Origin of the sequence: Serratia sp. BNK-33-b, from assembly GCF_048684565.1 — a bacterium.
In the GTDB taxonomy this organism is placed as follows: Bacteria; Pseudomonadota; Gammaproteobacteria; order Enterobacterales; family Enterobacteriaceae; genus Serratia; species Serratia marcescens.
The window spans coordinates 334,062-354,880 of record NZ_JBLQTZ010000001.1; the positions used below are offsets into that span (position 1 = coordinate 334,062).

Annotated in this window: 20 protein-coding genes; 10 read left to right on the forward strand and 10 right to left on the reverse strand. The window is 58.7% G+C overall.

The annotated features are described in order from the left end of the window. Positions 1-89: 89 nt before the first annotated feature. Positions 90-302, reverse strand: coding sequence for a DUF1471 domain-containing protein (locus tag ACMGGK_RS01565; RefSeq protein WP_004936800.1), 213 nt, complete (start codon positions 300-302; stop codon positions 90-92). A 231-nt stretch (positions 303-533) separates the two neighbouring features. After that, positions 534-1,283, reverse strand: coding sequence for a 3-oxoacyl-ACP reductase family protein (locus tag ACMGGK_RS01570; RefSeq protein WP_004936803.1), 750 nt, complete (start codon positions 1,281-1,283; stop codon positions 534-536). A gap of 127 nt (positions 1,284-1,410) precedes the next feature. On the opposite strand from ACMGGK_RS01570, the gene ACMGGK_RS01575 reads away from it, so the two are divergent. Continuing rightward, positions 1,411-2,328: a LysR family transcriptional regulator gene (locus ACMGGK_RS01575; protein ID WP_015379210.1), complete on the forward strand. Its 918-nt coding sequence runs from the start codon at positions 1,411-1,413 to the stop codon at positions 2,326-2,328. A 55-nt stretch (positions 2,329-2,383) separates the two neighbouring features. Here the strand turns inward: ACMGGK_RS01575 and bhsA are convergent, their stop codons facing one another. Then, the gene (gene bhsA / locus ACMGGK_RS01580; protein ID WP_004936809.1) at positions 2,384-2,644 is read right to left on the reverse strand and encodes a multiple stress resistance protein BhsA; all 261 of its coding nucleotides are present in this window, start codon (positions 2,642-2,644) and stop codon (positions 2,384-2,386) included. 195 nt (positions 2,645-2,839) lie between these two features. On the opposite strand from bhsA, the gene ACMGGK_RS01585 reads away from it, so the two are divergent. The 5 genes from ACMGGK_RS01585 (at position 2,840) to ACMGGK_RS01605 (ending at position 7,944) form a co-directional block, all read left to right on the forward strand. Beyond that, the gene (locus tag ACMGGK_RS01585) at positions 2,840-3,283 is read left to right on the forward strand and encodes a lipocalin-like domain-containing protein (RefSeq protein ID WP_420276634.1); all 444 of its coding nucleotides are present in this window, start codon (positions 2,840-2,842) and stop codon (positions 3,281-3,283) included. After that, entirely contained in the window at positions 3,280-3,948 is a 669-nt protein-coding gene (locus ACMGGK_RS01590; protein WP_253333965.1) for a glutathione S-transferase family protein, read from the forward strand. The genes ACMGGK_RS01585 and ACMGGK_RS01590 overlap by 4 nt, the downstream gene beginning before the upstream one ends. 47 nt (positions 3,949-3,995) lie before the next feature. Beyond that, positions 3,996-4,403 (forward strand): VOC family protein, encoded by a 408-nt coding sequence (locus tag ACMGGK_RS01595; protein WP_016930256.1) that lies wholly within the window; start codon positions 3,996-3,998, stop codon positions 4,401-4,403. Positions 4,404-4,735: 332 nt separating this feature from the next. After that, on the forward strand, positions 4,736-6,097 hold the full coding sequence (locus ACMGGK_RS01600; protein WP_004936819.1) for an NCS2 family permease: 1,362 nt from the start codon (positions 4,736-4,738) through the stop codon (positions 6,095-6,097). Positions 6,098-6,294: 197 nt separating this feature from the next. Then, positions 6,295-7,944 carry a Na+/H+ antiporter gene (locus ACMGGK_RS01605; RefSeq protein ID WP_016930255.1) on the forward strand — a complete coding sequence of 550 codons (1,650 nt, stop codon included), beginning with the start codon at positions 6,295-6,297 and terminating at the stop codon, positions 7,942-7,944. 74 nt (positions 7,945-8,018) lie between these two features. Here ACMGGK_RS01605 and ACMGGK_RS01610 read toward each other — a convergent pair whose 3' ends face one another. Beyond that, the gene (locus ACMGGK_RS01610; protein WP_016930254.1) at positions 8,019-8,906 is read right to left on the reverse strand and encodes a LysR family transcriptional regulator; all 888 of its coding nucleotides are present in this window, start codon (positions 8,904-8,906) and stop codon (positions 8,019-8,021) included. Positions 8,907-9,046: 140 nt separating this feature from the next. Between ACMGGK_RS01610 and ACMGGK_RS01615 the strand changes: the two genes are divergently transcribed. Together ACMGGK_RS01615 and ACMGGK_RS01620 are read left to right on the forward strand one after the other, a co-directional pair. After that, the gene (locus ACMGGK_RS01615; RefSeq protein ID WP_028127545.1) at positions 9,047-9,469 is read left to right on the forward strand and encodes a CidA/LrgA family protein; all 423 of its coding nucleotides are present in this window, start codon (positions 9,047-9,049) and stop codon (positions 9,467-9,469) included. Further along, the gene (locus ACMGGK_RS01620; RefSeq protein ID WP_004936833.1) at positions 9,462-10,151 is read left to right on the forward strand and encodes an LrgB family protein; all 690 of its coding nucleotides are present in this window, start codon (positions 9,462-9,464) and stop codon (positions 10,149-10,151) included. Before ACMGGK_RS01615 ends, ACMGGK_RS01620 begins: the two co-directional genes overlap by 8 nt. 41 nt (positions 10,152-10,192) lie before the next feature. Here the strand turns inward: ACMGGK_RS01620 and ACMGGK_RS01625 are convergent, their stop codons facing one another. The 4 genes from ACMGGK_RS01625 to lpxO form a co-directional block, all read right to left on the reverse strand. Next, positions 10,193-14,128, reverse strand: coding sequence for a non-ribosomal peptide synthetase (locus tag ACMGGK_RS01625; RefSeq protein ID WP_420276635.1), 3,936 nt, complete (start codon positions 14,126-14,128; stop codon positions 10,193-10,195). 702 nt (positions 14,129-14,830) lie between these two features. After that, a complete protein-coding gene (locus ACMGGK_RS01630) occupies positions 14,831-15,523 on the reverse strand; it encodes a CTP synthase (RefSeq protein ID WP_049299941.1) in 693 nt (230 codons plus the stop codon). Between the two features lie 819 nt (positions 15,524-16,342). Further along, positions 16,343-17,263, reverse strand: a complete 921-nt coding sequence (lpxP, locus tag ACMGGK_RS01635; protein WP_016930250.1) for a kdo(2)-lipid IV(A) palmitoleoyltransferase — start codon at positions 17,261-17,263, stop codon at positions 16,343-16,345. Positions 17,264-17,564: 301 nt separating this feature from the next. Further along, on the reverse strand, positions 17,565-18,470 hold the full coding sequence (gene lpxO, locus ACMGGK_RS01640; RefSeq protein ID WP_004936848.1) for a lipid A hydroxylase LpxO: 906 nt from the start codon (positions 18,468-18,470) through the stop codon (positions 17,565-17,567). A gap of 248 nt (positions 18,471-18,718) precedes the next feature. On the opposite strand from lpxO, the gene ACMGGK_RS01645 reads away from it, so the two are divergent. Further along, positions 18,719-19,060: a hypothetical protein gene (locus ACMGGK_RS01645; RefSeq protein WP_016930249.1), complete on the forward strand. Its 342-nt coding sequence runs from the start codon at positions 18,719-18,721 to the stop codon at positions 19,058-19,060. Positions 19,061-19,207: 147 nt separating this feature from the next. Further along, positions 19,208-19,438 (forward strand): hypothetical protein, encoded by a 231-nt coding sequence (locus tag ACMGGK_RS01650; RefSeq protein WP_164053940.1) that lies wholly within the window; start codon positions 19,208-19,210, stop codon positions 19,436-19,438. Between the two features lie 76 nt (positions 19,439-19,514). On the opposite strand, the gene fis is transcribed toward ACMGGK_RS01650, so the two are convergent. Both fis and dusB read right to left on the reverse strand, forming a co-directional pair. Continuing rightward, positions 19,515-19,811 carry a DNA-binding transcriptional regulator Fis gene (fis, locus tag ACMGGK_RS01655; RefSeq protein ID WP_000462905.1) on the reverse strand — a complete coding sequence of 99 codons (297 nt, stop codon included), beginning with the start codon at positions 19,809-19,811 and terminating at the stop codon, positions 19,515-19,517. Next, positions 19,793-20,797: a tRNA dihydrouridine synthase DusB gene (gene dusB, locus ACMGGK_RS01660; protein WP_004936856.1), complete on the reverse strand. Its 1,005-nt coding sequence runs from the start codon at positions 20,795-20,797 to the stop codon at positions 19,793-19,795. The genes fis and dusB overlap by 19 nt, the downstream gene beginning before the upstream one ends. Positions 20,798-20,819: the final 22 nt, after the last annotated feature.

The following is a 20,819-nucleotide window of genomic DNA, read 5'->3' on the forward strand; positions in this document are numbered from 1 at the left end:
TAATGCTTTATAACGCGTGGTGAATAACCACCCGACGATGACTTCCTTATGCGGAAATAAATAACGCCGTGCGAGCGGCGTCATTGGTATTATTTTTTCAGCTCTGCACTCATGGTGACGAAATTGCCCATGTAGGCGCTGGTGATTTTGTAGCCGCTTGCGCCGGCCTCTTGCGCTTTTTTAGCGATGAGGGCTTCGGTGGAGTCCAGCGTTCTGCCGGTTGCGGTCACGCTTTCTGCCGCGGCGTTAAACGACAGCATGGAAAACAGAGCGAGTGAAATAACGGTGGTCATGGTTTTCATATCTTTATCCTGTGTTCGAAGGTTCGAAAAATAAGGGTGTCCGGTACGACACGATGGAGCGAAGGATAAAGACGTCGGCCTGGTGAATAAATAACAGAATCGTCAATAAACTATTCCATTTTTGCGCATAAACTAATTCTATTATTGTCTTTGAAGGCGAATATGCCGTGCGAGGTGGGGAGCGGTCGTCGGCGAGCGAATGAAAAAAAGCCCCTTGCGGGGCTTTTAGCGCTACGCCGAGAAACCGCCGTCGATGCTCAGACTGGCGCCGGTGATATAACCCGCCTGCGGGCCCGCCAGGTAGGCGACGAAACCGGCGATCTCCTCATCTTTGCCGTAACGGCCGATCGCCATCAGCTGCTTGAGCTGATCGGCGAACTCGCCGGCGTCCGGGTTCATCTCGGTATCCACCGGGCCGGGCTGCACGTTATTGACGGTGATGCCGCGTGGGCCGAGATCGCGCGCCATGCCCTTGGTCAACCCGACCAGCGCCGATTTGCTCATCGCGTACACCGCCGCGCCGCCGAACGGCACGCGCTCGGCGTTGGTGCTGCCGATGTGGATGATTCGGCCGCCGTCGTTCATGTGGCGCGCCGCCTCCTGGCTGGCGACGAATACGCTGCGCACATTGACCGCCAGCATGCGATCCAGGTCGTCCAGCGCCAGTTCCTCGGTGCCGCCCAGCGTAAATACCCCGGCGTTGTTCACCAGAATATCCAGGTTGCCGAAGTGACTCACCGCCTGGCGAACCGCCTGCTGCAGCGCCGCAGCATCGGCGCTGTCGGCCTTGATGGCGAGGGCTTTGCCGCCGGCGGCGGTAACGGCGCTCGCCACCGCTTCGGCGCGATCGGCCGAGGCGGCGTAGGTAAAGGCGACGGCGGCGCCCTCGCTCGCCAAGCGTTTCACGATGGCGGCGCCGATGCCGCGGGAACCGCCCTGAACGAATGCGACTTTGCCTTGCAGTGGGAGTGCTGTGGTCATGTTATTTCTCCAGAGTGGATGAGGGTAAAGTGTCGGCATTCAGTATCGGAGATCGCTTGCACGGCCACTAGCCACAAAGAGCTATAATCAGTTAAAACCATTAGTTTAAAATCCATAAGGAAAAAGCATGCTGGGACATCTGGAGTGCTTCGTCAGCAGCGCGGAAAACGGCAGTTTCTCCGCCGCCGGCCGCAAGCTGGGCCTCAGCCCGGCGGCGGTAAGCAAGAATGTCACCCGGCTGGAGGCGGTGGTCGGCGTGCGGCTGTTTCAACGCAATACCCGCAAGTTGATCCTCACCGAAGCAGGCGAGCGTTTTCTCGGTGAGGTGAGCGGCGGGTTGCAATCGATCCAGTGTGCATTGAAGGGGTTGAGCAGCGGCGGCGGCGCGGCGGCCGGCGGCTTGAAGGTCAGCATGGGCACCGCCTTCGGCCTGCACTTCGTGTTGCCGATGCTGCCGATGTTTTTGACGCAGTACCCGGCGATTGTACCGGACTGGCATTTCGACAATCGCCAGGTGGATCTGATCGGTGAGAACTTTGACGCTGCGCTGGGCGGCGGCATCGAGTTGGCGCAGGGGATGATTGCTCGCGAGCTGGCGCCCGCGCATGGCGTATTGGTCGCTTCGGCAGAATACTTGCGGCAGCGGCCGCCGTTGACGGAGCCGGAGCAACTGGCGCAACACGCCGGGATTTTCATCCGTTCGCCGCAGACCGGGCGCATTCGCCACCAGCCGCTGCGAAATGCCCAGAATGAGCAGCGTGCGCCGGGGATGACGGTCAGCATGACGGTCAATGAACCGGAAGCGGCGGCGCGGGCGGCGGAAATGGGATTGGGCATCGCGCTGATCGGCATGCCGAATGCGGCGCCTTATCTGGAAAGCGGCCGTCTGATGCGGGTTTTGCCGGGCTGGTATGTCGATCGCGGCAGCGTGTATCTCTATTTTCCCACCACCAAATTCTTACCGACCAAAACCCGGGTGTTCGTCGATTTCATCACCGAACAGTTCCGCCTGCAGAAGTTGGCGGCGCGCTTTGACGCCCGCTAAAACGAGAAAAGCCCCTTGCGGGGCTTCTTTCTTCCGTCGGTTGGCTGTCCGACGATCAGTTGAAGATTTCTGCGGTGCCGTACAGTTTGTTCTGACCACCGGCGGCGACGATGCGGTAGGCGCTGGCGCCCGACGCGGCGGCTTTGCTGGCCAGTTCGCTTTCCAGCGCGCTCAGGTTAGCGGCGCCGCTCACGGTGACGACGCCGATCTTCTGGGCGTCTGCAGCAGGTTGGCTGGAAGGCAGGTCAGCGGCGAAGGTAGCGAAAGAAGCGGTAGCCAGCAGCGCAGCGGTAGCAAAAATTTTGACGTTTTTCATGATGCGTTCCTCAGAGTGTTTGTTAGGTGAGAGCCCGTTGTTTCTCGATGTGTTAAATACTAGTGCACCGGATGTGAATAAAAAATCGGAGAGTTTTGAGTATCTCTGTCAAATAAATTGATTATTTTTCATCCGCTGGCGCGGGGCAACAATCGCCACTACCCTTTACAGACGATCCTTAACCGGAGAAGCGTCATGACGATGAATGCGTTTATCGGCAGTTGGGCGTTGGTGTCGTCGGCGTTCAAAAACCAGAACGGCGAGCTGAATTACCCGCTGGGCGAGCAGGTGTTGGGGCGCATCCACTATGAGGCCAACGGCACGATGGCGGCGCAGCTTTACAGCGCCGTGCGGCCGCGTTTCGCCGCCGCCGATTTGGCGCAGGGGTCTGAGCGGGAGATCCGCGCCGCCTTCATCAATATGATTTGCTACTTTGGCCACTATCAGGTGGAAGAAAGCGAGCAACGGGTGGTGCATCAGGTCGAAGGCTGTTCGTTCCCCAACTGGGTAGGCAGCCGTCAGGTGCGTTTTTACGCTTTCAGCGGCGATCGGCTGACGTTGCGCACGGTGCCGCTGCAGCTCGGCAACGGCGTGCAGGTTGGCGAACTGGTGTGGCAGCGGACAGGGGCTTCGTCATGATCATCGTTCATCATCTCAATCACTCGCGGTCGCAGCGCATTCTGTGGTTTCTGGAAGAGCTGGGCGTGCCTTATCAGGTGCAGCGCTACGAGCGCGATCCGCACACCATGCTGGCGCCGCCGGCGCTGAAAAAGATCCACCCGCTGGGCAAATCGCCGGTGATCGTCGATGGCGATCTGACGCTGGCGGAATCCGGCGCCATTATCGAATACTTGCAGGAAGCCTACGACGCACAGGGTATGTTTATGCCAACCGACTTCCACGCGCGTCAGCAATACCGCTACTGGCTTCACTACGCCGAAGGATCGCTGATGCCGCTGTTGGTGATGAAGCTGGTGTTCAGCCGTCTCGGCCAGCCGCCGATCCCCTGGCTGCTGCGGCCGGTGGCCGGCGCGATCGGCAAAGGCGTGCAGCGGGAATACCTCGACAAGCAGATCGCGCCGCACTGCGAATACCTCGAACAGCACCTGAATAAGGGCAGCTGGTTCGTTGGCAACGACTTCAGCGCAGCGGATATTCAGATGAGCTTCCCGCTGGAGGCGATGGCGGCGCGCGGCGCGTTGGATGATTGCCCGAAACTGCGCGGTTTCCTGCAGCGCATTCACGCCCGGCCCGCCTACCAGAGGGCATTGGAGCAGGGCGGCCCTTACGACCTGCTGAGTTAAGCGGATGGGCTATACTCGATGGGGTCATTCTTCATCGGAGGTAGCCCATGGCTACGCAAATCTTCGTTAACCTGCCCGTACGCGATCTGCCCGCCTCAATGGCGTTTTTTACCCAGCTCGGCTTCAGCTTCAACCCGCAATTTACCGACGATACCGCCGCATGCATGGTGGTCAGCGACACGATTTACGTGATGCTGCTGACCCACGACAAATTCAGGATGTTTACCCCGAACCCGATCGGCGACGCCAATCAGGCCACCGAAGTGTTGGTGTGCCTGTCGCAACCCAGCCGGGTGGCGGTGGACGAACTGGTGCGCAAGGCGGTCGCCGGCGGCGGCAACACCTACCACCCGCCGCGGGACTACGGCGTGATGTACGGCCATGGATTTCAGGATCTGGACGGTCATATCTGGGAATTGATGTATATGGATCCCGCTGCGGTGCAGACGCAATAACCCCGCCATGACGGCGTTCGCCGGGGCGACCGTCGTCCCGGTTTTATCGCGCGAGCGCCATTCCCGCCGCTTTCTGCATAAATTGCCGCGATCTTTAGTTGATTAGACGCTAGGGAAGGCAGGATAATCGTTTGCCTTGAATAAACCACCATAAATCACCCGTACCGCGCGCTGCGAGTTAAACGTTTGCCTGGGTGCGCATCGCCGTTGGCGGTGTGGCATAAGGGCAAGGATGCGGAACGTGACGTAAACGATTACGTGGCGATCGGGCGCGGGCGAGATTACAGGCCTGCTGTGACGGGCCGATTCATGAAACACAGGGGAAGTAACCTATGTCGAACTCTCAAGCGAACCACGCCGCAAAACCAACCGGCGGGCTTGATGGCTATTTTAAAATTTCCGCGCGCGGCAGCAGCGTGCGTCAGGAGGTGGTGGCGGGGCTGACCACCTTCCTGGCGATGGTGTACTCGGTGATCGTGGTGCCGAGCATGCTGGGCAAAGCGGGTTTCCCGCCGGCGGCGGTGTTCGTCTCCACCTGCCTGGTGGCCGGTCTGGGGTCGCTGTTGATGGGGCTGTGGGCTAACCTGCCGATGGCCATCGGCTGTGCGATCTCGTTGACCGCCTTTACCGCCTTCAGCCTGGTGCTGGGCCAACACATCAGCATTCCGGTGGCGCTGGGCGCGGTGTTCCTGATGGGCGTGCTGTTTACCATTATCTCGGTCACCGGCATCCGCGCCTGGATCCTGCGCAACCTGCCGATGGGCGTGGCGCACGGCACCGGCATCGGCATCGGGCTGTTCCTGCTGCTGATCGCCGCCAACGGCGTCGGCCTGGTGGTGAAGAACCCGCTGGATGGCTTGCCGGTGGCGCTCGGCGCGTTCACCTCTTTCCCGGTCGTCATGACGCTGGTCGGCCTGGCGGTGATCTTCGGCCTGGAGAAACTGCGCGTGCCCGGCGGCATTTTGCTGGTGATCATCGCCATTTCCATCATCGGCCTGATCTTCGACCCGGCGGTGAAATACCAGGGGCTGTTCGCCATGCCGAGCCTGGCGGACGCTGACGGCAAATCGTTGATCTTCAGCCTGGACATCATGGGCGCATTGCAGCCGGTGGTGTTGCCGAGCGTGCTGGCGCTGGTGATGACCGCGGTGTTCGACGCCACCGGCACCATCCGCGCGGTGGCCGGGCAGGCCAATCTGCTGGATAAAGACGGGCAGATCATCAACGGCGGCAAGGCGCTGACCTCGGATTCCCTGAGCAGCATCTTCTCCGGCCTGGTGGGCGCCGCGCCCGCTGCGGTTTACATCGAGTCCGCCGCCGGCACCGCCGCGGGCGGCAAGACCGGCCTGACCGCCACCGTGGTCGGCATTCTGTTCCTGCTGATCCTGTTTCTGTCACCGCTGGCCTATCTGGTGCCGGTTTACGCCACCGCGCCGGCGCTGATGTACGTCGGCCTGCTGATGCTGAGCAATGTCACCAAGCTGGACTTCAACGACTTCGTCGACGCGATGGCCGGCCTGCTGTGCGCCGTGTTCATCGTGCTGACCTGCAACATCGTCACCGGCATCATGCTGGGCTTCAGTTCGCTGGTCATCGGCCGCATCTTCTCCGGCGAATGGCGCAAGCTGAACATCGGCACCGTGCTGATCGCCGTGGCGCTGGTGGCGTTCTACGCCGGCGGCTGGGCGATTTAAGCCGCTTGGGTTTCCCTCGCCCGCCGGGCGGGGGAGCCTGTTACGGCAATTCCCTTCTTAAGATAAGTCTTCTTCTGCTCTGCACCGCGTTTTGAAAGGCACAACAAGCTTTAACGGCTGTAAAAAAAGTGATCTACTATCGTGACCAACGCAGGCCCTGAGCCGATGTCGTCTGAATCGTAGAGTCTAAGGAAAGCATGGAAATCTTTTTTACAATCCTCATTTTGATCCTGGTGGTCTCCCTGTCCGGGGTGGTGACGCGCATGTTGCCGTTCCAGGTGCCGCTGCCGCTGATGCAAATCGCCATCGGGGCCCTGCTGGCCTGGCCGCATTTCGGGCTGCACGTCGATTTTGATCCCGAACTGTTCCTGGTGCTGTTCATCCCGCCGCTGCTGTTCGCCGACGGCTGGAAAACGCCGACGCGGGAGTTCCTGCATCACGGGCGTGAAATTCTCGGCCTGGCGCTGGTGCTGGTGCTGATCACCGTGGTCGGCGTCGGTTATCTGATCTACGCCATGGTGCCGGGCATTCCGCTGGTGGCGGCCTTCGCGCTGGCGGCGGTGCTGTCGCCGACGGATGCCGTGGCGCTGTCCGGCATCGTCGGCAAAGGGCGCATTCCCAAGCCGATCATGGGCGTGCTCGAGGGCGAGGCGCTGATGAACGACGCGTCCGGCCTGGTGTCGCTCAAGTTCGCCATCGCGGTGGCGATGGGCACCATGGTATTCACCGTGGGCGGCGCGACCCTTGAATTCCTCAAAGTGGCGATCGGCGGCCTGCTGGCCGGCGTGGCGGTCACCTGGACCTACAGTAAATCGCTGCGGGTGATGAGCCGCTGGAGCGGCGACGATCCGGCGACCCAGATCGTGTTCCTGCTGCTGCTGCCGTTCGCTTCTTATCTGATCGCCGAACATATCGGCGTCTCCGGCATCCTGGCGGCGGTGGCGGCGGGGATGACCATCAGCCAGTCCGGCGTGATCCGCAACGCGCCGCTGGCGATGCGCCTGCGCGCCAACAGCGTGTGGGCGATGCTGGAGTTCGTGTTCAACGGCATGGTGTTCATCATGTTGGGCCTGCAGCTGCCGGGCATTCTTGAAACCTCCATCCTGCAGGCGGAGCTGGATCCGACCATCCAGACCTGGTATCTGTTCGCCGACGTGGCCACCATCTACGCCGCGCTGCTGGTGCTGCGTTTTACCTGGCTGTGGATAATGAAGAAGGCCAGCAACCGCTTTATGAAAAAGCGTCCGCTGCAGTTCGGCGATTACAGCACGCGTGAGCTGTGGGTGGCGTCGTTCGCCGGGGTGCGCGGGGCGATTACCCTGGCCGGCGTGCTGTCGATACCGCTGTTGCTGAGCGACGGCACTGCCTTCCCGGCGCGCTATCAGCTGGTGTTTATCGCCGCCGGGGTGATCCTGCTGTCGCTGATCGTCGGCGTGCTGGCGTTGCCGCTGCTGCTGCGCGGCGTGCAGGTGGCCGACAAGAGCGCCAGCAAGCAGGAAGAGCGCATGGCGATCGCCATGGCGGCCGAGGTGGCGATCGAGAGCGTGAATAAAATGGAAGAGCGCCTGGTTGCCGATACCGAAGAAAACCTCGATCCGCAGGTGTTGAAAGAGGTCAGCTCGCGGGTGACGGGCATGCTGCGGCGGCGTATCGCGTCGAAAGACGATATCGAGAATGCGCTGGCGATGGAAAACCTCGAGCGGCGTTTCCGCCTGACGGCGCTGCGCGCCGAGCGCGGCGAGCTGTACCACCTGCGCGCCACGCAGAAAATCAGCAACGAGACGCTGCAAAAACTGCTGCACGATCTCGACCTGCTCGAAGCGCTGTTGATCGAACGCGAAGGGTAAATCTCAGCAGAGGAATAAACGTTTTCCTCTTTTTTCTGTCCTGAAGGGCCGCCTGTGCGGCCCTTGTTTTTTGGCTACTTGAGCGGCGGCCAGTAGTCGCGGCAGCAGGCGATCCAGGCCTGCGCGCTGTGCGACAGGTAGCTGCCCTGGCGCCAGATCAGGCCGATTTTCCACTCCATGCGCGGCTCCAGCGGCAGCCAGACCAGGTTTTCCTTATCCAGCCAGCGGCAAACCGGCTCAGGCAGCATGGCGATGCCCACGCCGGCCTGCACCATCGAGGCGAGGAAGTCCCATTGGCCGCTGCGCACCGCGATTTGCGGTTCAAAACCGGCCTGGCGAAACGCCTTCATCAGCATCTTGTACAGCGCAAAGTCTTCGTTATAAATCAGGATCGGGCTGTCGGCCAATTCGGCGATATTGATGCGGGTGCGGTTGAGCCACTGCGGCGTGCGCGGCGCCACCACGCACATCGGGTGGCCCAGCAGCGGCAGAAAGGTCAGCGGCTGCGCCGAATCGAAGGGCAACACGGTCATCGCCAGATCCAGTTCGCCGGACATCACCGCCTGTTCGACCGACAGCCCGCCCAGTTCGGAAATCTTCAATTCGATGCCGGGGTAGGTCTGGCGAAAGCGGCGGATCAGATCGGCGATCTGCCTGCCGACCATTGGCGGAATGCCCAGCCGCAGCACGCCCTTTTTCACCGAGCTGATGTCTTCCAGTTCCGCCTCCAGCTGGCGGAATTCGTCGAGGATCGTCAGGCCGCGCTGGTACACCGCCTGGCCGCTGTCGGTCAGGCGCAGCTTGCGGCCTTCGCGGATCAGCAGCGTGCATTCCAGCTCTTCCTCCAGATGCCGCAGCATTTTGCTGATGGTGGGCTGGGTGACGAACAGTTTTTCCGCCGCGCGGGTGAAGCTTTGCTGGCGCACCACTTCAACGAAGTAGCGCAGGGTGCGGACATCCACGTTAGGGTTCTCCTTGGGGACGCTACCGGCGGGAAACTATTCCCGGACGGCATGATGACGATAATTTTAATTCATTTCAGGCGTGGTTTCCCGGCTGCGTATACTGTAGGCCGTCAATTTATTGTTCGAGGTCATCTTTCATGTCTCTGGCGTTACGCCGCGTTGCCCCCTCCCTGCTGACCCGTTTGCAGGTGCCGATCCAGGTGGCGTTGTATGCGGCGCTGTTCCTGATCGCCGATCGTCTGGTGCAACAATTCCACCTGCCGCTCCCCGCCAATATCGTCGGCATGCTGATGCTGCTGGCGCTGATCCTGCTGCGCATTCTGCCGCTCAGCTGGGTCAAGGCCGGCTCCCGCTGGCTGCTGGCGGAAATGCTGCTGTTTTTCGTGCCGGCGGTGGTGGCGGTGGTCAACTATGCCCAGCTGCTGATGGTCGAGGGCTGGAAGATCTTTCTGGTGATCGCGATCAGCACCATGCTGACGCTGGGCGCCACCGGGCTGGTGGTGGACAGGGTGTATCGGCTGGAGATTTGGCTGCAGCGGCGGAAGCAGCGCCATGAATGATTTTATCCTTAGCCTGGCCTGTTTTCTGGCGACGCTGGCGCTCTATTTCGCCAACAAGAAACTCTATCGCCGCCGCCGCACGTTGCTGCTGATGCCGCTGGTGCTGACGCCGATGATTCTGGTGTTGCTGCTGGTGGTCACCCACATCTCCTATCAGGACTACATCGGTGAAACCCACTGGCTGCTGTGGCTGCTGGGGCCGGCGACCATCGCCTTCGCGGTGCCGGTGTACGAGAACCTGCATATCATTCGTCGCCACTGGCTGTCGCTGACCGCCGGGGTGACGACGGCGGTGCTGGTGGCGGTGTACAGCTCGGTGTGGCTGGCGCGCCTGCTGACGCTGCCGGAAGAGGTGCAGCGCAGCCTGGCGGTGCGGTCGATCACCACGCCGTTTGCGCTGGAGGCCGCCAAGCAGATGGGCGGCCAGCCGGACCTGGTGGCGCTGTTCGTGGTGATCACCGGGGTGTTCGGCATGGCGGTGGGCGACATTCTGTTTCTGCGGCTGGCGGTACGCAGCCGCCTGGCGAAAGGGGCCGGATTTGGCGCATCGTCGCACGGCGCCGGCACCGCCCGCGCCTATGAACTGGGGCCACAGGAGGGCGTAGTGTCGAGCCTGGTGATGATGTTGGCCGGCATTATCACGGTGGTGGCCGCGCCACTGATCGGCCGGCTGATGTGGTAAGGAGGCGGTCTGCGGCGAACGGCGCCGCAGACCGTAGAGCGTCAAGGAAGGTTGCCGAGCATCGCCGGCGTGCGCGATGACTGGCGCAAGGCGCGTCCTATCTCCTCGTGGCTGAAGATAATAGAGTGATGATTGCAGGGCAACGCATGCACCTGCAGATGTTGGCAGATTGCCGACAGGCCATTGTCGGCAATCGCCAGCAGCTCCCGCTCATCGCCCAGGCCGGTGATATTCAGATTTGCATCTTCGGTCGCCTTGAACAGCGTGATGCGTGCATGTTGCAACGGTGCGCTGAGCGTTTGTTTCGCCAATGCCAGCTCCGTCGGCTCGGCCTTTAATGCCCGGTCGGCGGCCTCGCCGTCAATACCCAGCATGGCCAGCATCGCCGCCAGCATGCCCGGCTCGCTGCGGATCTGGAATGGGGTTCGGTAGAAGGTATCAAGCAGGAACAGTTGGATATCGCGATAGCCTTGGCTTTCCAGTTGAGCTGCCATCTCCAGCGCGATCAGGCCCCCTAGCGACCACCCCAACAGACGGACGGGGCGCGCCGGCGACAGCCGCATATGGCCGAGATAATACGCCGCCAGCTCGCGTAGCGAAGTGATGTGCGGCTGTTGGAACAGGTTATAATTGTTGATGCCTAACACATTGAAATCTTTTTCTAAATAGTTCGCCAGATCGCGATAAACATCGCAACCGGTGACGGCGGGATGGATCATCCAAACGCTGTCGGGGGTGATGGCGTGGTTCAGGCGCTCTACCTGTTTAAAGGTAAAACTGGCCTGATTCAGACGCGTCAACAGCTGCTGCAGGGGTTCGGAGGTGGCTGGAGCCGTTGCGGGCACGCCGTCGGTGAGGATACGGGCCTGGCCGCGCAGCGTCGAGTGAGCAAACAGCGTCTTAATGCCTAACGAATGCCCGTGTCGCTTCAGTTTAACCAGCAGTTGAATGGCGTGCAGCGAATGGCCGCCCAGCGCGAAGAAATCATCGTCGCGGCCAATGCGCGTTGTGCCCAGCAGTTCGCTCCACAGTTCGGCCAACTGCTGTTCCAGCTCGCCTTGTGGGGCTTCATAAGCAGCGGTTTCCTGCATGTTGGCCGGTGCCGGTAACGCTTTGCGATCCAGCTTGCCGTTGGGCGACAGCGGAAAAGCATCCAGCCGGATAAAACAGGACGGCACCATAAAGTCCGGCAGGTGTTGCTGCAATTGCCGACGCCATTCGGCGGCGGCCGTTTGCTCTGGGGCGATGACATAGGCGACCAGGCGCTTGCCGCCGCTTTCGTCTTCCCGCGCCAGAATGGCCGCGTCTTCAACCCCTGAACACTGTCTGAGCTGTTGCTCGATCTCACCTAATTCAATGCGCAGGCCGTGGATTTTGACCTGGAAATCGTTTCTGCCCAGATACTCAATGTTGCCATCCGGCAGCCAGCGGGCCAGATCGCCGGTTTTATACAGGCGAGCCTGCGGCTCGGCGCTGAAAGGGTCGGCGATAAATCGCTCGGCGCTCAGCGCCGCGCGGTTCAGATAACCACGGGCAACCTGAATACCACCGATATGCAATTCGCCGGCGATGCCAGGCGGTAACGGTTGCAGTTGGTCATCCAGAATATGGAGCTGGGTATTGGCGATCGGTTTACCGATCGGTACCAGTGGGCGAGGATCATCGGGCAGGCATTGCCAACTGGAAACGTCTACGGCGGCTTCCGTCGGGCCGTAGAGATTGTGCAGTTCCGCCTGCGGCAACTGCTGCAGGCAACGTTGTACCGTAGCGAGCGGCAACGCCTCGCCGCTGCACACGATGCGTTTCAGGGAGGCGCACTGCGCCATATCGCCGTGGCGCAGAAACAGTTGCAGCATAGAGGGGACGAAATGCAGTGTGGTGACGCCGTGCTGTGCGATGCAGGCGCTGAGATAATCCGGTTCCTGGTGACCGCCCGGTTTGGCGATGGCCAGCCGGGCGCCAACCATCATCGGCCAGAAAAACTCCCACACAGAGACGTCGAAGCTGAACGGCGTTTTCTGCAGCACGACATCATCCGGCGTCAGTGTATAAGCCTTTTGCATCCACAGTAGTCGGTTGATCACCCCGCGGTGTTCGTTCATCACCCCTTTGGGTTTCCCCGTCGAGCCGGAGGTGTAAATCACATAAGCCAGGCTGCGCTGTGGATCGGCGGCCAGCGGCGGCGGGTTGCCATCCGGCGCTTGCCGCCACAGATGACTCTCACGCTGAAGATGCAATCGCGGCACGGCGATATCGCGCAGCGGGTGCAGCGCGTGTTCGCCGCCATTGTCGATCAGAACGAATCTGGCGCCGCAATCTTGCAGCATGTGGCGCAGACGGTCTTGCGGATAGTCGGGATCGAGCGGTACATAGGCGGCGCCCGCCTTCAGGATGGCGTACAGGGCAATCACCATATCCGGGCTGCGGTTGACGCATATCGCGATGCGATCGTCAGGCTGTAATCCCTGCAGCCTGAGAAAGGCAGCCAATCGATTCGCCCGCTGATTCAGCTGTTGATAACTGATCTCGTGGTCTTCGTAGCACATCGCCGGCGCTTCTGGCGTCAGCGCGGCCTGCCGTTCCAGGAATTGATGTACGCCTTGCGGCATGTCTGCCCATGTTTGTCGGGTTTCATTCCATTGATGGAAGATTTGCTGTCTTTCCTGCGGCAACAGCAGCGGCAACTGCCCCAGCGGCAGCGCCGGATCGCCGTCCAGTAGGGTATTCAGCAGGTGCAGTATGCGGGCGGCGATGCGTTCACCGTCTTCCTGACTGAACCAGGCCTGATTGAAGTTGAACTCCAGCAGCGGGTCGTCGCCCGGATGGTAATGGCGCAGGTAGACGCCGAGGGGCAGCTGTTCCTGACCGTGGTGCAGGTTTTCAACCTTGAACTGGCTGCCCTCCAGTTCGATGTCGGTCGGAAAAACCTCCAGCGAAAAGCTGATGTCGAACAGCTGGCGCCGCTCCTGCTGATGCAGGTTCAACTGGCGGTTGAGTTCGGCAATGGGAAAACGCTGGTGACGATAACACTGGCGCAGCTCGCTGCCGATTTGCCGCAGTAAGTGGCCGAAGGATTGCTGTGAATCGACCGTGATGCGCAGTGGGATCATCGAGGAAAACATGCCCAAAGTTTGCTTATGTTCGGCGGTACTGCGGTTATGTACCGGCACGCCCAGCGTGAATTGATCGGTTTGCCAAATCCGGCCGAACCAGGTGGCCAGCAAAGCGCTAAAAAAATGCATGGCAGAACCGCCCTGTGCGGCGGCGTATTGTTCCAACTGAAGGAAACGCTCGCGTGGCAACCGCTTGATTATCTGATGACTGGGGTAGGTTTGTTGCTCACAGTGATTTTGGCGGCGTTCCAGCATGGAGGGGGGCGCGTCGATGAAACGCTTCAACCAGAAATCACGATCGCGCTCGTAGCGTGGAGACTGCTGATAGGCGCGATCGCTGATGACGAAGTCTTGGTAACGCGAGCGGGGGGCTTCGTTTTTTATCCCTGCTTTTAATTGTTTATAGCGCTCCATGATCATTTTGCTCAGCAGGGAAATTGAGGTGCCGTCCGCAATCAGATGATGGGAAGCAAGCAGCCATAGCGTGCTGGATCCGCTGACTTTGGCCAGGTGGCAGCGCCAAAGCAGGCCATCATACAGTGAATAAGGCTGCAGGAATTGAGAACGAAGGTGTGTTTCTGCCAGGCTGATGGCATCTTGCCCCTGCGAAAAATCATGGTAATGCAGGTCGATATAGGCCCGGTCGCAGGTTTCCTGGGTAATGCCTTGCGGCGTTTCTTTCAGCGTGGTTTGCAACGCATCATGTTGTTGCTGTATTTGCCGTATGGCTTCTTGAAAAAGCGGTAGCGAAATCTCGCGCTCTACGCGCCATAAACACCCAACGTTATATAAGGGGATATCGGGGTTTAAAGATTGGTCTAGCCACACGGCTTGTTGCACGGTCGTCAGGGAATAAGCGGACACGGAACCACCTCCACAAATAAGGAATGAATCGAATTAAATAAAGTGAGTCGCAGCCAAGCACTCGAACATTATAAAAGGTGATTATTAAGTTGGCCTGTTTTCACATTAAATATTTTTAATAGTTTTGTTTAATTATAATTAATTCAATGTTTTCATGATTAATGATTTATATTTTATTTTTTTTTAAACTAATTTTTTGTCATTGCTTTTGTGGCGTGTTAATCACGATTGACTGGTTTCCCTGCGTGTCATCAGCAGGTGTGATGGTGTAATGCTATGTTTTGTTTGCGTTTTTTTATTTTTGATAAAAAGAGGCGGAGCTGAGGCGGATCGTGAGCGATAACGGAGTGGTATCTAAGCGGGCAAGTTCGATGGCTTCTCTGCCAGAGATAACAGGCTGAATCATAAAAAATTATAAAGAATTTCTTATGCTGTATTATTATAAAAGAAATAATAATGAATAATAAGAAATAAATCTTATTGTGATTTCATGCATTTCTTTATTCGTAATGCTGCTGTTAACTTTCATAGGATTATGGCGTTTCAATTAAACTGCGATGAATGATCCGTTATTGGGCGATTAATGGATTAACTTTAATGAGATAATAAATGTGAAACGTTGATGTCGAGTTGATACCCGAAATGAAAGACGCAACGAGAACCGTGTCTCGCTGCGGCTGGATCCTACGGGGGAGGTGCAGGTTAGCAGACGGCGGCTTTGATCAGTTCCACCACCAGCGGCGAAAGCTCGCCGCGCAACGCAGCGCGTTCTGATTGGAACAGCGTGGCGACGTAAAAACGCCGGCCCGGCAGTTCGATGGCGCGCACGTCGCCTTCGGCATCGTGGCCGCTGATAATCAGCGGGAAGCGCTCAAGGTCGGCGACGAAGTCCGGATTCACGCCAAAGTTGCAGTGGTAGCCTTCATGGGTGTTCAGGCAGCCGTAGGCCTGCGCGACGCGCGTGTCAGGCTGAAAAACGATGTCGCCGGTTTTTTCCACCAGCGAGCAGCTCAGCGGGGCGATCACCAACCGGCCACCGCTGTCGGTTTCCGCATGGCCGGCGTCGTGCCAGCCCATCACGTTGCGGGCGTACTCGATGATGGCGTACTGAAAACCGCCGCAGGAACCGAGAAACGGCACGTCGTTTTCCCGCGCATGGCGGATCGCCATAAAGGCGCCGTCGTCGTGTCGATACGGGCTGCCCGGCACCACCCAGATGGCATCGAAATCTTGCAGGACATCGGGGGAGGTCAAGGATTCGGTCGGTAGCCACTGGGGCTGCACGTCGATGTCGAGATGGGCGGCGGTGAGCTGGAGCGCCACGGGGATGGCCTGATGGGCCACGGCTTGCGGGTTGTAATCACCGACCAGAGCAATGCGGACTTGAGCTTTCATCATTTCCTTTCCTGTGCGGGTAAAGAAGGAGATTACAGGAAAGCGGGATTTTGAGCCGCAGATTTTTTAAACGCGGCGCACAAAAAAGCCCGGCGTCGGCCGCAATGCTGATCAGTTAGCGTTTTTCTGCAGGCGTTCGTGACATTTTCGGTCGATAAAAGTGAGATGCCCCATGTGGCTCACGCACCTCGACCGAGCCAGGGGCCGAAGGCGCGGCCCCTGGCAACCCGCGCCTTTGCCCTATCAGACGGTTGGCTTTGCCAACTCCCCTCGCTCCGCCATACCGCATTGAGGCCGGTTGCGACAGGCGTCCCTGCCTGTCTCACCTGAAACCGCCGTCCATGGCGGTTTCGCCTAATGCGCTATGCCTGCGTTCGGCGTCTTCAAGGGCACCCAACACCGCGCTCATCTCCAACTTCTCTACCACAACCTCATAAGCGACAGATTTCCCGGTAGCTGCCAGCTCAGGTGTTGACCTTGGGCGCGCATCACCGGCTGCCGAGCAAGACGGTGTTGTCAGGGGCAACCGGCCAGGGAAGGCCGGTTGAGGCGAGACTAACAGGGACGTTTGTCGCAGCCGACCCGCCCGACAACGCAGACGCGGCGAGGGTATCCGCGTAGCGGACAGATGGTGTTAAGCGAAGGCGCGGGTGGAGGGGCCGCGCCATCGGCCCCTCCAATTGCCGTTCATATTGGCCACAGAGAAATGCGGGACATTTACGGCAATTCCCCTGCACAGAACGCCCAGAGGCTGGATAAAAAAATGCCACTCAGGCTTAAGTGAGCGGCATTGCGGCGTCGGCCGGGCTGGAAAAAAGGTCAGTACAGCGAGGGCGCACCAGCCGGTCGGGTTTTGAAGCGGCGGTGCAGCCACATGTATTGCTCCGGCGCCCGCATGATCTCTTTCTCGATCACTTTGTTCATGTAAGCCGCCGCCGCCTGTTCGTCGCTGAGCGGGTAGTCTTCCAGGGCCGGCTGGATCAGCAGGTCGTAGCCGCGGCCGCCTTCGCGGCGGATCAGCACCACCGGCACCAGCGCCGGGTTGGCCATGCGTGCCAGCATGAAGGTGCCGCTGGTGGTGGCGGCCTGATCGACGGCGAACAGCGGCGCGAATACGCTGCCGCGCGGGCCATAGTCCTGATCCGGCGCGAACCATACCGCCTCGCCGCGCTTGAGCGCGTGCACCATGCCGCGCAGATCCTTGCGGTCGATCATCGCCTTGTTGGAACGCATGCGGCCTTTGGTCTGCGCCCACTCCATCGCTTTATTGTTGTGCGGACGGTACATCGCCATCATCGGCTGGCACAGGCCCATTGCCCGGCCGCCCAGCTCCAGCGACATGAAGTGCACGCCGATCACCAGCACGCCGCGATCGTCGCGCTGCGCCATTTTGAGGTGGTTGATGCCGGAGACGTTGAACCAGCGTTTGACGCGTTTATCCGACCAGAACCAGGCCATGCCGGTTTCCAACAGGCCCATGCCGAGCGATTCGAAGTTGCCCACCACCTTGCGCTCGCGCTGCGCTTCGTCCATCTCGGGGAAGCACAGCTCGAGGTTGCGACGGGTGATGGTGACGCGGCGTTTGAGAAATCGCATCGAGGTGCGCCCCATCCACACTCCCAGCCGATTGAGCAACGGGTAGGGGAGTTGGACCAGCAGGAACAGCAGGGCGAGGCCGAACCAGGTTAACCAGTAGCGCGGGTGCAGCAAGGCCAGTTGAAATGCTTTGGCTGATTTCATAGAAACTCTTTTTATACGTTAAAAGGGGCAGCAAGCTGTAACGCATAAAGGTTCCACTCGATAGCGATACGACTACTCAGACACCCAGGTACGGCCAGGGTTTAGTCGGAATTCCATAATTGACTAAACATTTACATTCGAAGGGCGGTTTGCGCTGCTATCAGGCTTCGGAGGGATAGCTGTTGGCCAGCGGAGGCGGCTCTAGGAATGCGTATGTTAACACAGGGTACGGGGTACAGAGGAAGAGAGGCATGCGAATATTCTCATTCGCGTTGCCTCTGGATTGACGATTGGCGGCGGTTTACAGACTGGGGAGGATGATGGCGGCGAAAATGGCGGCGATCACCAGCCACTTCAGCAGGTAGTAACCGCGGCGATTACGCGCCTTCAGGCGCTGGCCGGCGTCGCGCACCGCGTTGACGTATTTGAAGATGCGGTTGATGCCGCCGGTGCGGTCCTGATCGTCATTCGGCGAACTGGCCGCCGACATCAGCGTAGCGCCGACCCAGTGGTTGACCGCTTGCGCCCAGCGCCATTTCATGGGCCGCTCGACGTCGCAAAACAGAATGATGCGCGTCTGATCGGTGGCGTTCTGCGCCCAGTGCACGTAGGTTTCATCGAAGATCACCGCTTGGCCGTCGCGCCAGCTGTGCTGCTCGCCGTCCACCTCGATGAAGCAGCGATCGTCGTTGGGCGTCATCAGCCCCAGGTGATAGCGCACCGAGCCGGCGTAAGGATCGCGGTGTTTACCCAAATGGCTGCCGGGCGGTAGCTCGGCGAACATCGCCGCCTTTACGGATGGGATGCGGTTGAGCAGTTCGACGGTTTTCGGGCACAGCGTTTGCGCCGAAGGGTGGCTGTCGCTGTACCACTTCAGATAAAAACGTTTCCAGCCGCGTTTGAAGAAGGTGTTGAATCCGGCGTCGTTGTGCGACTGCGCCTTTTTGATGTGATCCTGCAAGCGCACGGCTTCCTCGCGGATCACCTGCCAGTTGTCGGTCAGCGTCTGCAGCTCCGGGAAGCCTTTTTCGTCGAAATAGGGCTGTTTGGCGGGCAAACGGGAGAAACCGGTCATAAACATGTTGATCGGCCCCATAAAGGTGGAGTGATCGAACAGTTGGCGGGTAAGCTTTTGTTTCTCTTTGCCGCGGGAGTGTGCGTAGAGGAAGCTGATGATAAAAATGCCGATAATGATCGCGGCAACCATAGAATCCATCCCTGTTGGTGCTTGTTAAAAATTCGTACAAATTATAGTTTTGTGACAGGAAAAATTTAACTTTTTCGTGCGCTTTCCCCGCTCATACTGTTTGGTGGCATAAAAAATCAATAAAACCGTTGGTAATGAAATTTTATATCGATTTTTTTGGTTTTAGTCCTATTCTTAAATCGTTCAAGGGGTGTTTCATGCCATCTTGTGTCATGACGAATGGCACGTATCTGAGAAAAGAGGGACTTATGAAGAAATCAATCATTGCCTTGTCTGCACTGCTGCTCGCTTCCCCGGTGTTCGCTGCTGAAACCGCGACCGACACCGCCGCTCACGCCAGCAACGAGGTCGTCGCTGAGGCGCATAAAGGGGCGGATACCGCCAAAGAAAAGCTGCACCAGTCTCAGGACAAGGGTGAAGAGCTGAAGCTGAAAGCCAAGCACGCCGCTGAAGGCAAGAGCGACAGCGTCGGCAGCAAAGTGAGCGAAGGCTCGCAAAAAGCCTGGCACTCCACCAAACAGGGTACGGAGAAGGCTTGGGACAAGACCAAGCAAGGGGCGGAAAGCCTCAAGAACAAAGCGACCGAGTAAGGTCTCCGCTTTTTACCCCAAGGGCCGCGCCGCGGCCTTTTTTATTGCCTGCAATCCAGAGCCGATGCCCCGCTTTGTCGCCCCGATTAAAACGTGAGAGTATTCTTCATCGATTGGCGACTCAATCGTAAGCAAGAAGGAAGCGCTATGAAATCCCACTGGATAAGGCGGTTATTGACACCCCCACCAGCCTGGACAGACAGAGCATCGGTTATCTTGGGCCTGCTGGTGTTTGTGGTGTTGAGCGGGCTGGATAGCCTGGGCGTGGATTTGGACGGGTGGAAGCGCTACGTGATGATCGCGGGCGTGGCGGGTATTTGCTATTTCTTTGCCGGATATATCGATAAGCGCATTCCGCGCAAATCCTTGCCAATGTAGGCACAAGTCAGAAAAAGAAAAAGGCGCTTATCAAATGAGATAAAGCGCCTTTTATCAACACGTTAACTGACTAGTATCAGTTCATGCCGTATTTTTTCAGCTTCTTGCGCAGCGTGCCGCGGTTGATGCCCATCATCAGGGCTGCGCGGGTCTGGTTGCCACGGGTGTATTGCATCACCATGTCCAACAGTGGCTGTTCAACTTCAGCCAGTACCAGCTCATACAGGTCATTTACGTCTTGACCGTTCAGTTGAGCAAAATAGTTCTTCAGTGCTTGTTTAACCGAGTCACGCAGAGGCTTTTGAGTCACCTGATCTTGTGAGTTAACGGTAGAAACGGTCAGTACGTCAGAATTTACGCGTTGTTCGAACATAGTTCTGTCAGCTCTTTTTTTACGCTAAGATTTTCGAAATATGCCTCCAACGCCTCCAGCTGTTCGCTGGCATCCTCTATGGCGTTGAATGTGCGCCGAAACTGGTCATTCGGAGCGTGTTCCTGGAGATACCAGGACACGTGCTTACGAGCAATCCGGAATCCCTTGCCTTGGCCATAGAAGCCGTGCAATTCCCGAATGTGCCCAATCAACAAGCGCTTCACCTCGCCAAGCGGCAGCGGCGGCAGCAACTCCCCAGTGTCCAGATAATGCTGGATTTCCCGGAAGATCCAGGGTCTCCCCTGAGCAGCGCGGCCTATCATCAGGGCATCGGCCCCGGTGTAGTCAAGCACTGCTCTGGCTTTATGCGGGTCAGTAATATCCCCATTCGCGATAATCGGAATGGAAACACTCTGCTTAACTGCCCGAATGCTGTCGTATTCCGCGTCGCCGTTAAACAGACAGGCGCGGGTTCGGCCGTGAATCGTCAGGGCCTGAATACCACAGTCTTCGGCCAGTTGGGCAATCTCTACACAGTTACGATGCTCTGGCGCCCAGCCGGTGCGAATCTTCAGCGTTACCGGCACATCCACCGCGTCAACCACCGCGTGGAGGATCCGTTTAACCAGATCCGGGTACTGCAACAAAGCGGACCCGGCAAGCTTCCGGTTCACTTTTTTGGCCGGGCATCCCATATTGATGTCGATGATCTGCGCGCCGCTGGCCACGTTGATACGCGCGGCGGCGGCCATATCATCAGGATCGCATCCGGCAATCTGCACGGAGCGGATCCCTGGTTCATCGCTATGCACCATACGCAGACGCGACTTATCCGTCCGCCACACCTCCGGGTTGGAGGAGAGCATTTCGGATACGGCCATCCCAGCACCCATTGCATGACAGAGGGTTCTGAACGGGCGATCTGTAATACCGGCCATCGGGGCCGCAATCAGGCAATTAGTAAGCTGGTGGTGTCCAATGCGCATAGACAAAGAGTGACCATACTGT

Bases quoted from the DNA above. Each gene is read 5' to 3' on its own strand.
- lpxP (WP_016930250.1), bottom strand. From the start codon at position 17,263: ATGAAATCAGCCAAAGCATTTCAACTGGCCTTGCTGCACCCGCGCTAC.
- dusB (WP_004936856.1), bottom strand. From the start codon at position 20,797: ATGCGCATTGGACACCACCAGCTTACTAATTGCCTGATTGCGGCCCCG.
- lpxO (WP_004936848.1), bottom strand. From the start codon at position 18,470: ATGGTTGCCGCGATCATTATCGGCATTTTTATCATCAGCTTCCTCTAC.
- ACMGGK_RS01565 (WP_004936800.1), bottom strand. From the start codon at position 302: ATGAAAACCATGACCACCGTTATTTCACTCGCTCTGTTTTCCATGCTG.
- ACMGGK_RS01605 (WP_016930255.1), top strand. From the start codon at position 6,295: ATGGAAATCTTTTTTACAATCCTCATTTTGATCCTGGTGGTCTCCCTG.
- bhsA (WP_004936809.1), bottom strand. From the start codon at position 2,644: ATGAAAAACGTCAAAATTTTTGCTACCGCTGCGCTGCTGGCTACCGCT.
- ACMGGK_RS01585 (WP_420276634.1), top strand. From the start codon at position 2,840: ATGACGATGAATGCGTTTATCGGCAGTTGGGCGTTGGTGTCGTCGGCG.
- ACMGGK_RS01570 (WP_004936803.1), bottom strand. From the start codon at position 1,283: ATGACCACAGCACTCCCACTGCAAGGCAAAGTCGCATTCGTTCAGGGC.
- ACMGGK_RS01615 (WP_028127545.1), top strand. From the start codon at position 9,047: ATGTCTCTGGCGTTACGCCGCGTTGCCCCCTCCCTGCTGACCCGTTTG.
- fis (WP_000462905.1), bottom strand. From the start codon at position 19,811: ATGTTCGAACAACGCGTAAATTCTGACGTACTGACCGTTTCTACCGTT.
- ACMGGK_RS01645 (WP_016930249.1), top strand. From the start codon at position 18,719: ATGAAGAAATCAATCATTGCCTTGTCTGCACTGCTGCTCGCTTCCCCG.
- ACMGGK_RS01595 (WP_016930256.1), top strand. From the start codon at position 3,996: ATGGCTACGCAAATCTTCGTTAACCTGCCCGTACGCGATCTGCCCGCC.
- ACMGGK_RS01630 (WP_049299941.1), bottom strand. From the start codon at position 15,523: ATGAAAGCTCAAGTCCGCATTGCTCTGGTCGGTGATTACAACCCGCAA.
- ACMGGK_RS01575 (WP_015379210.1), top strand. From the start codon at position 1,411: ATGCTGGGACATCTGGAGTGCTTCGTCAGCAGCGCGGAAAACGGCAGT.
- ACMGGK_RS01650 (WP_164053940.1), top strand. From the start codon at position 19,208: ATGAAATCCCACTGGATAAGGCGGTTATTGACACCCCCACCAGCCTGG.
- ACMGGK_RS01620 (WP_004936833.1), top strand. From the start codon at position 9,462: ATGAATGATTTTATCCTTAGCCTGGCCTGTTTTCTGGCGACGCTGGCG.
- ACMGGK_RS01600 (WP_004936819.1), top strand. From the start codon at position 4,736: ATGTCGAACTCTCAAGCGAACCACGCCGCAAAACCAACCGGCGGGCTT.
- ACMGGK_RS01590 (WP_253333965.1), top strand. From the start codon at position 3,280: ATGATCATCGTTCATCATCTCAATCACTCGCGGTCGCAGCGCATTCTG.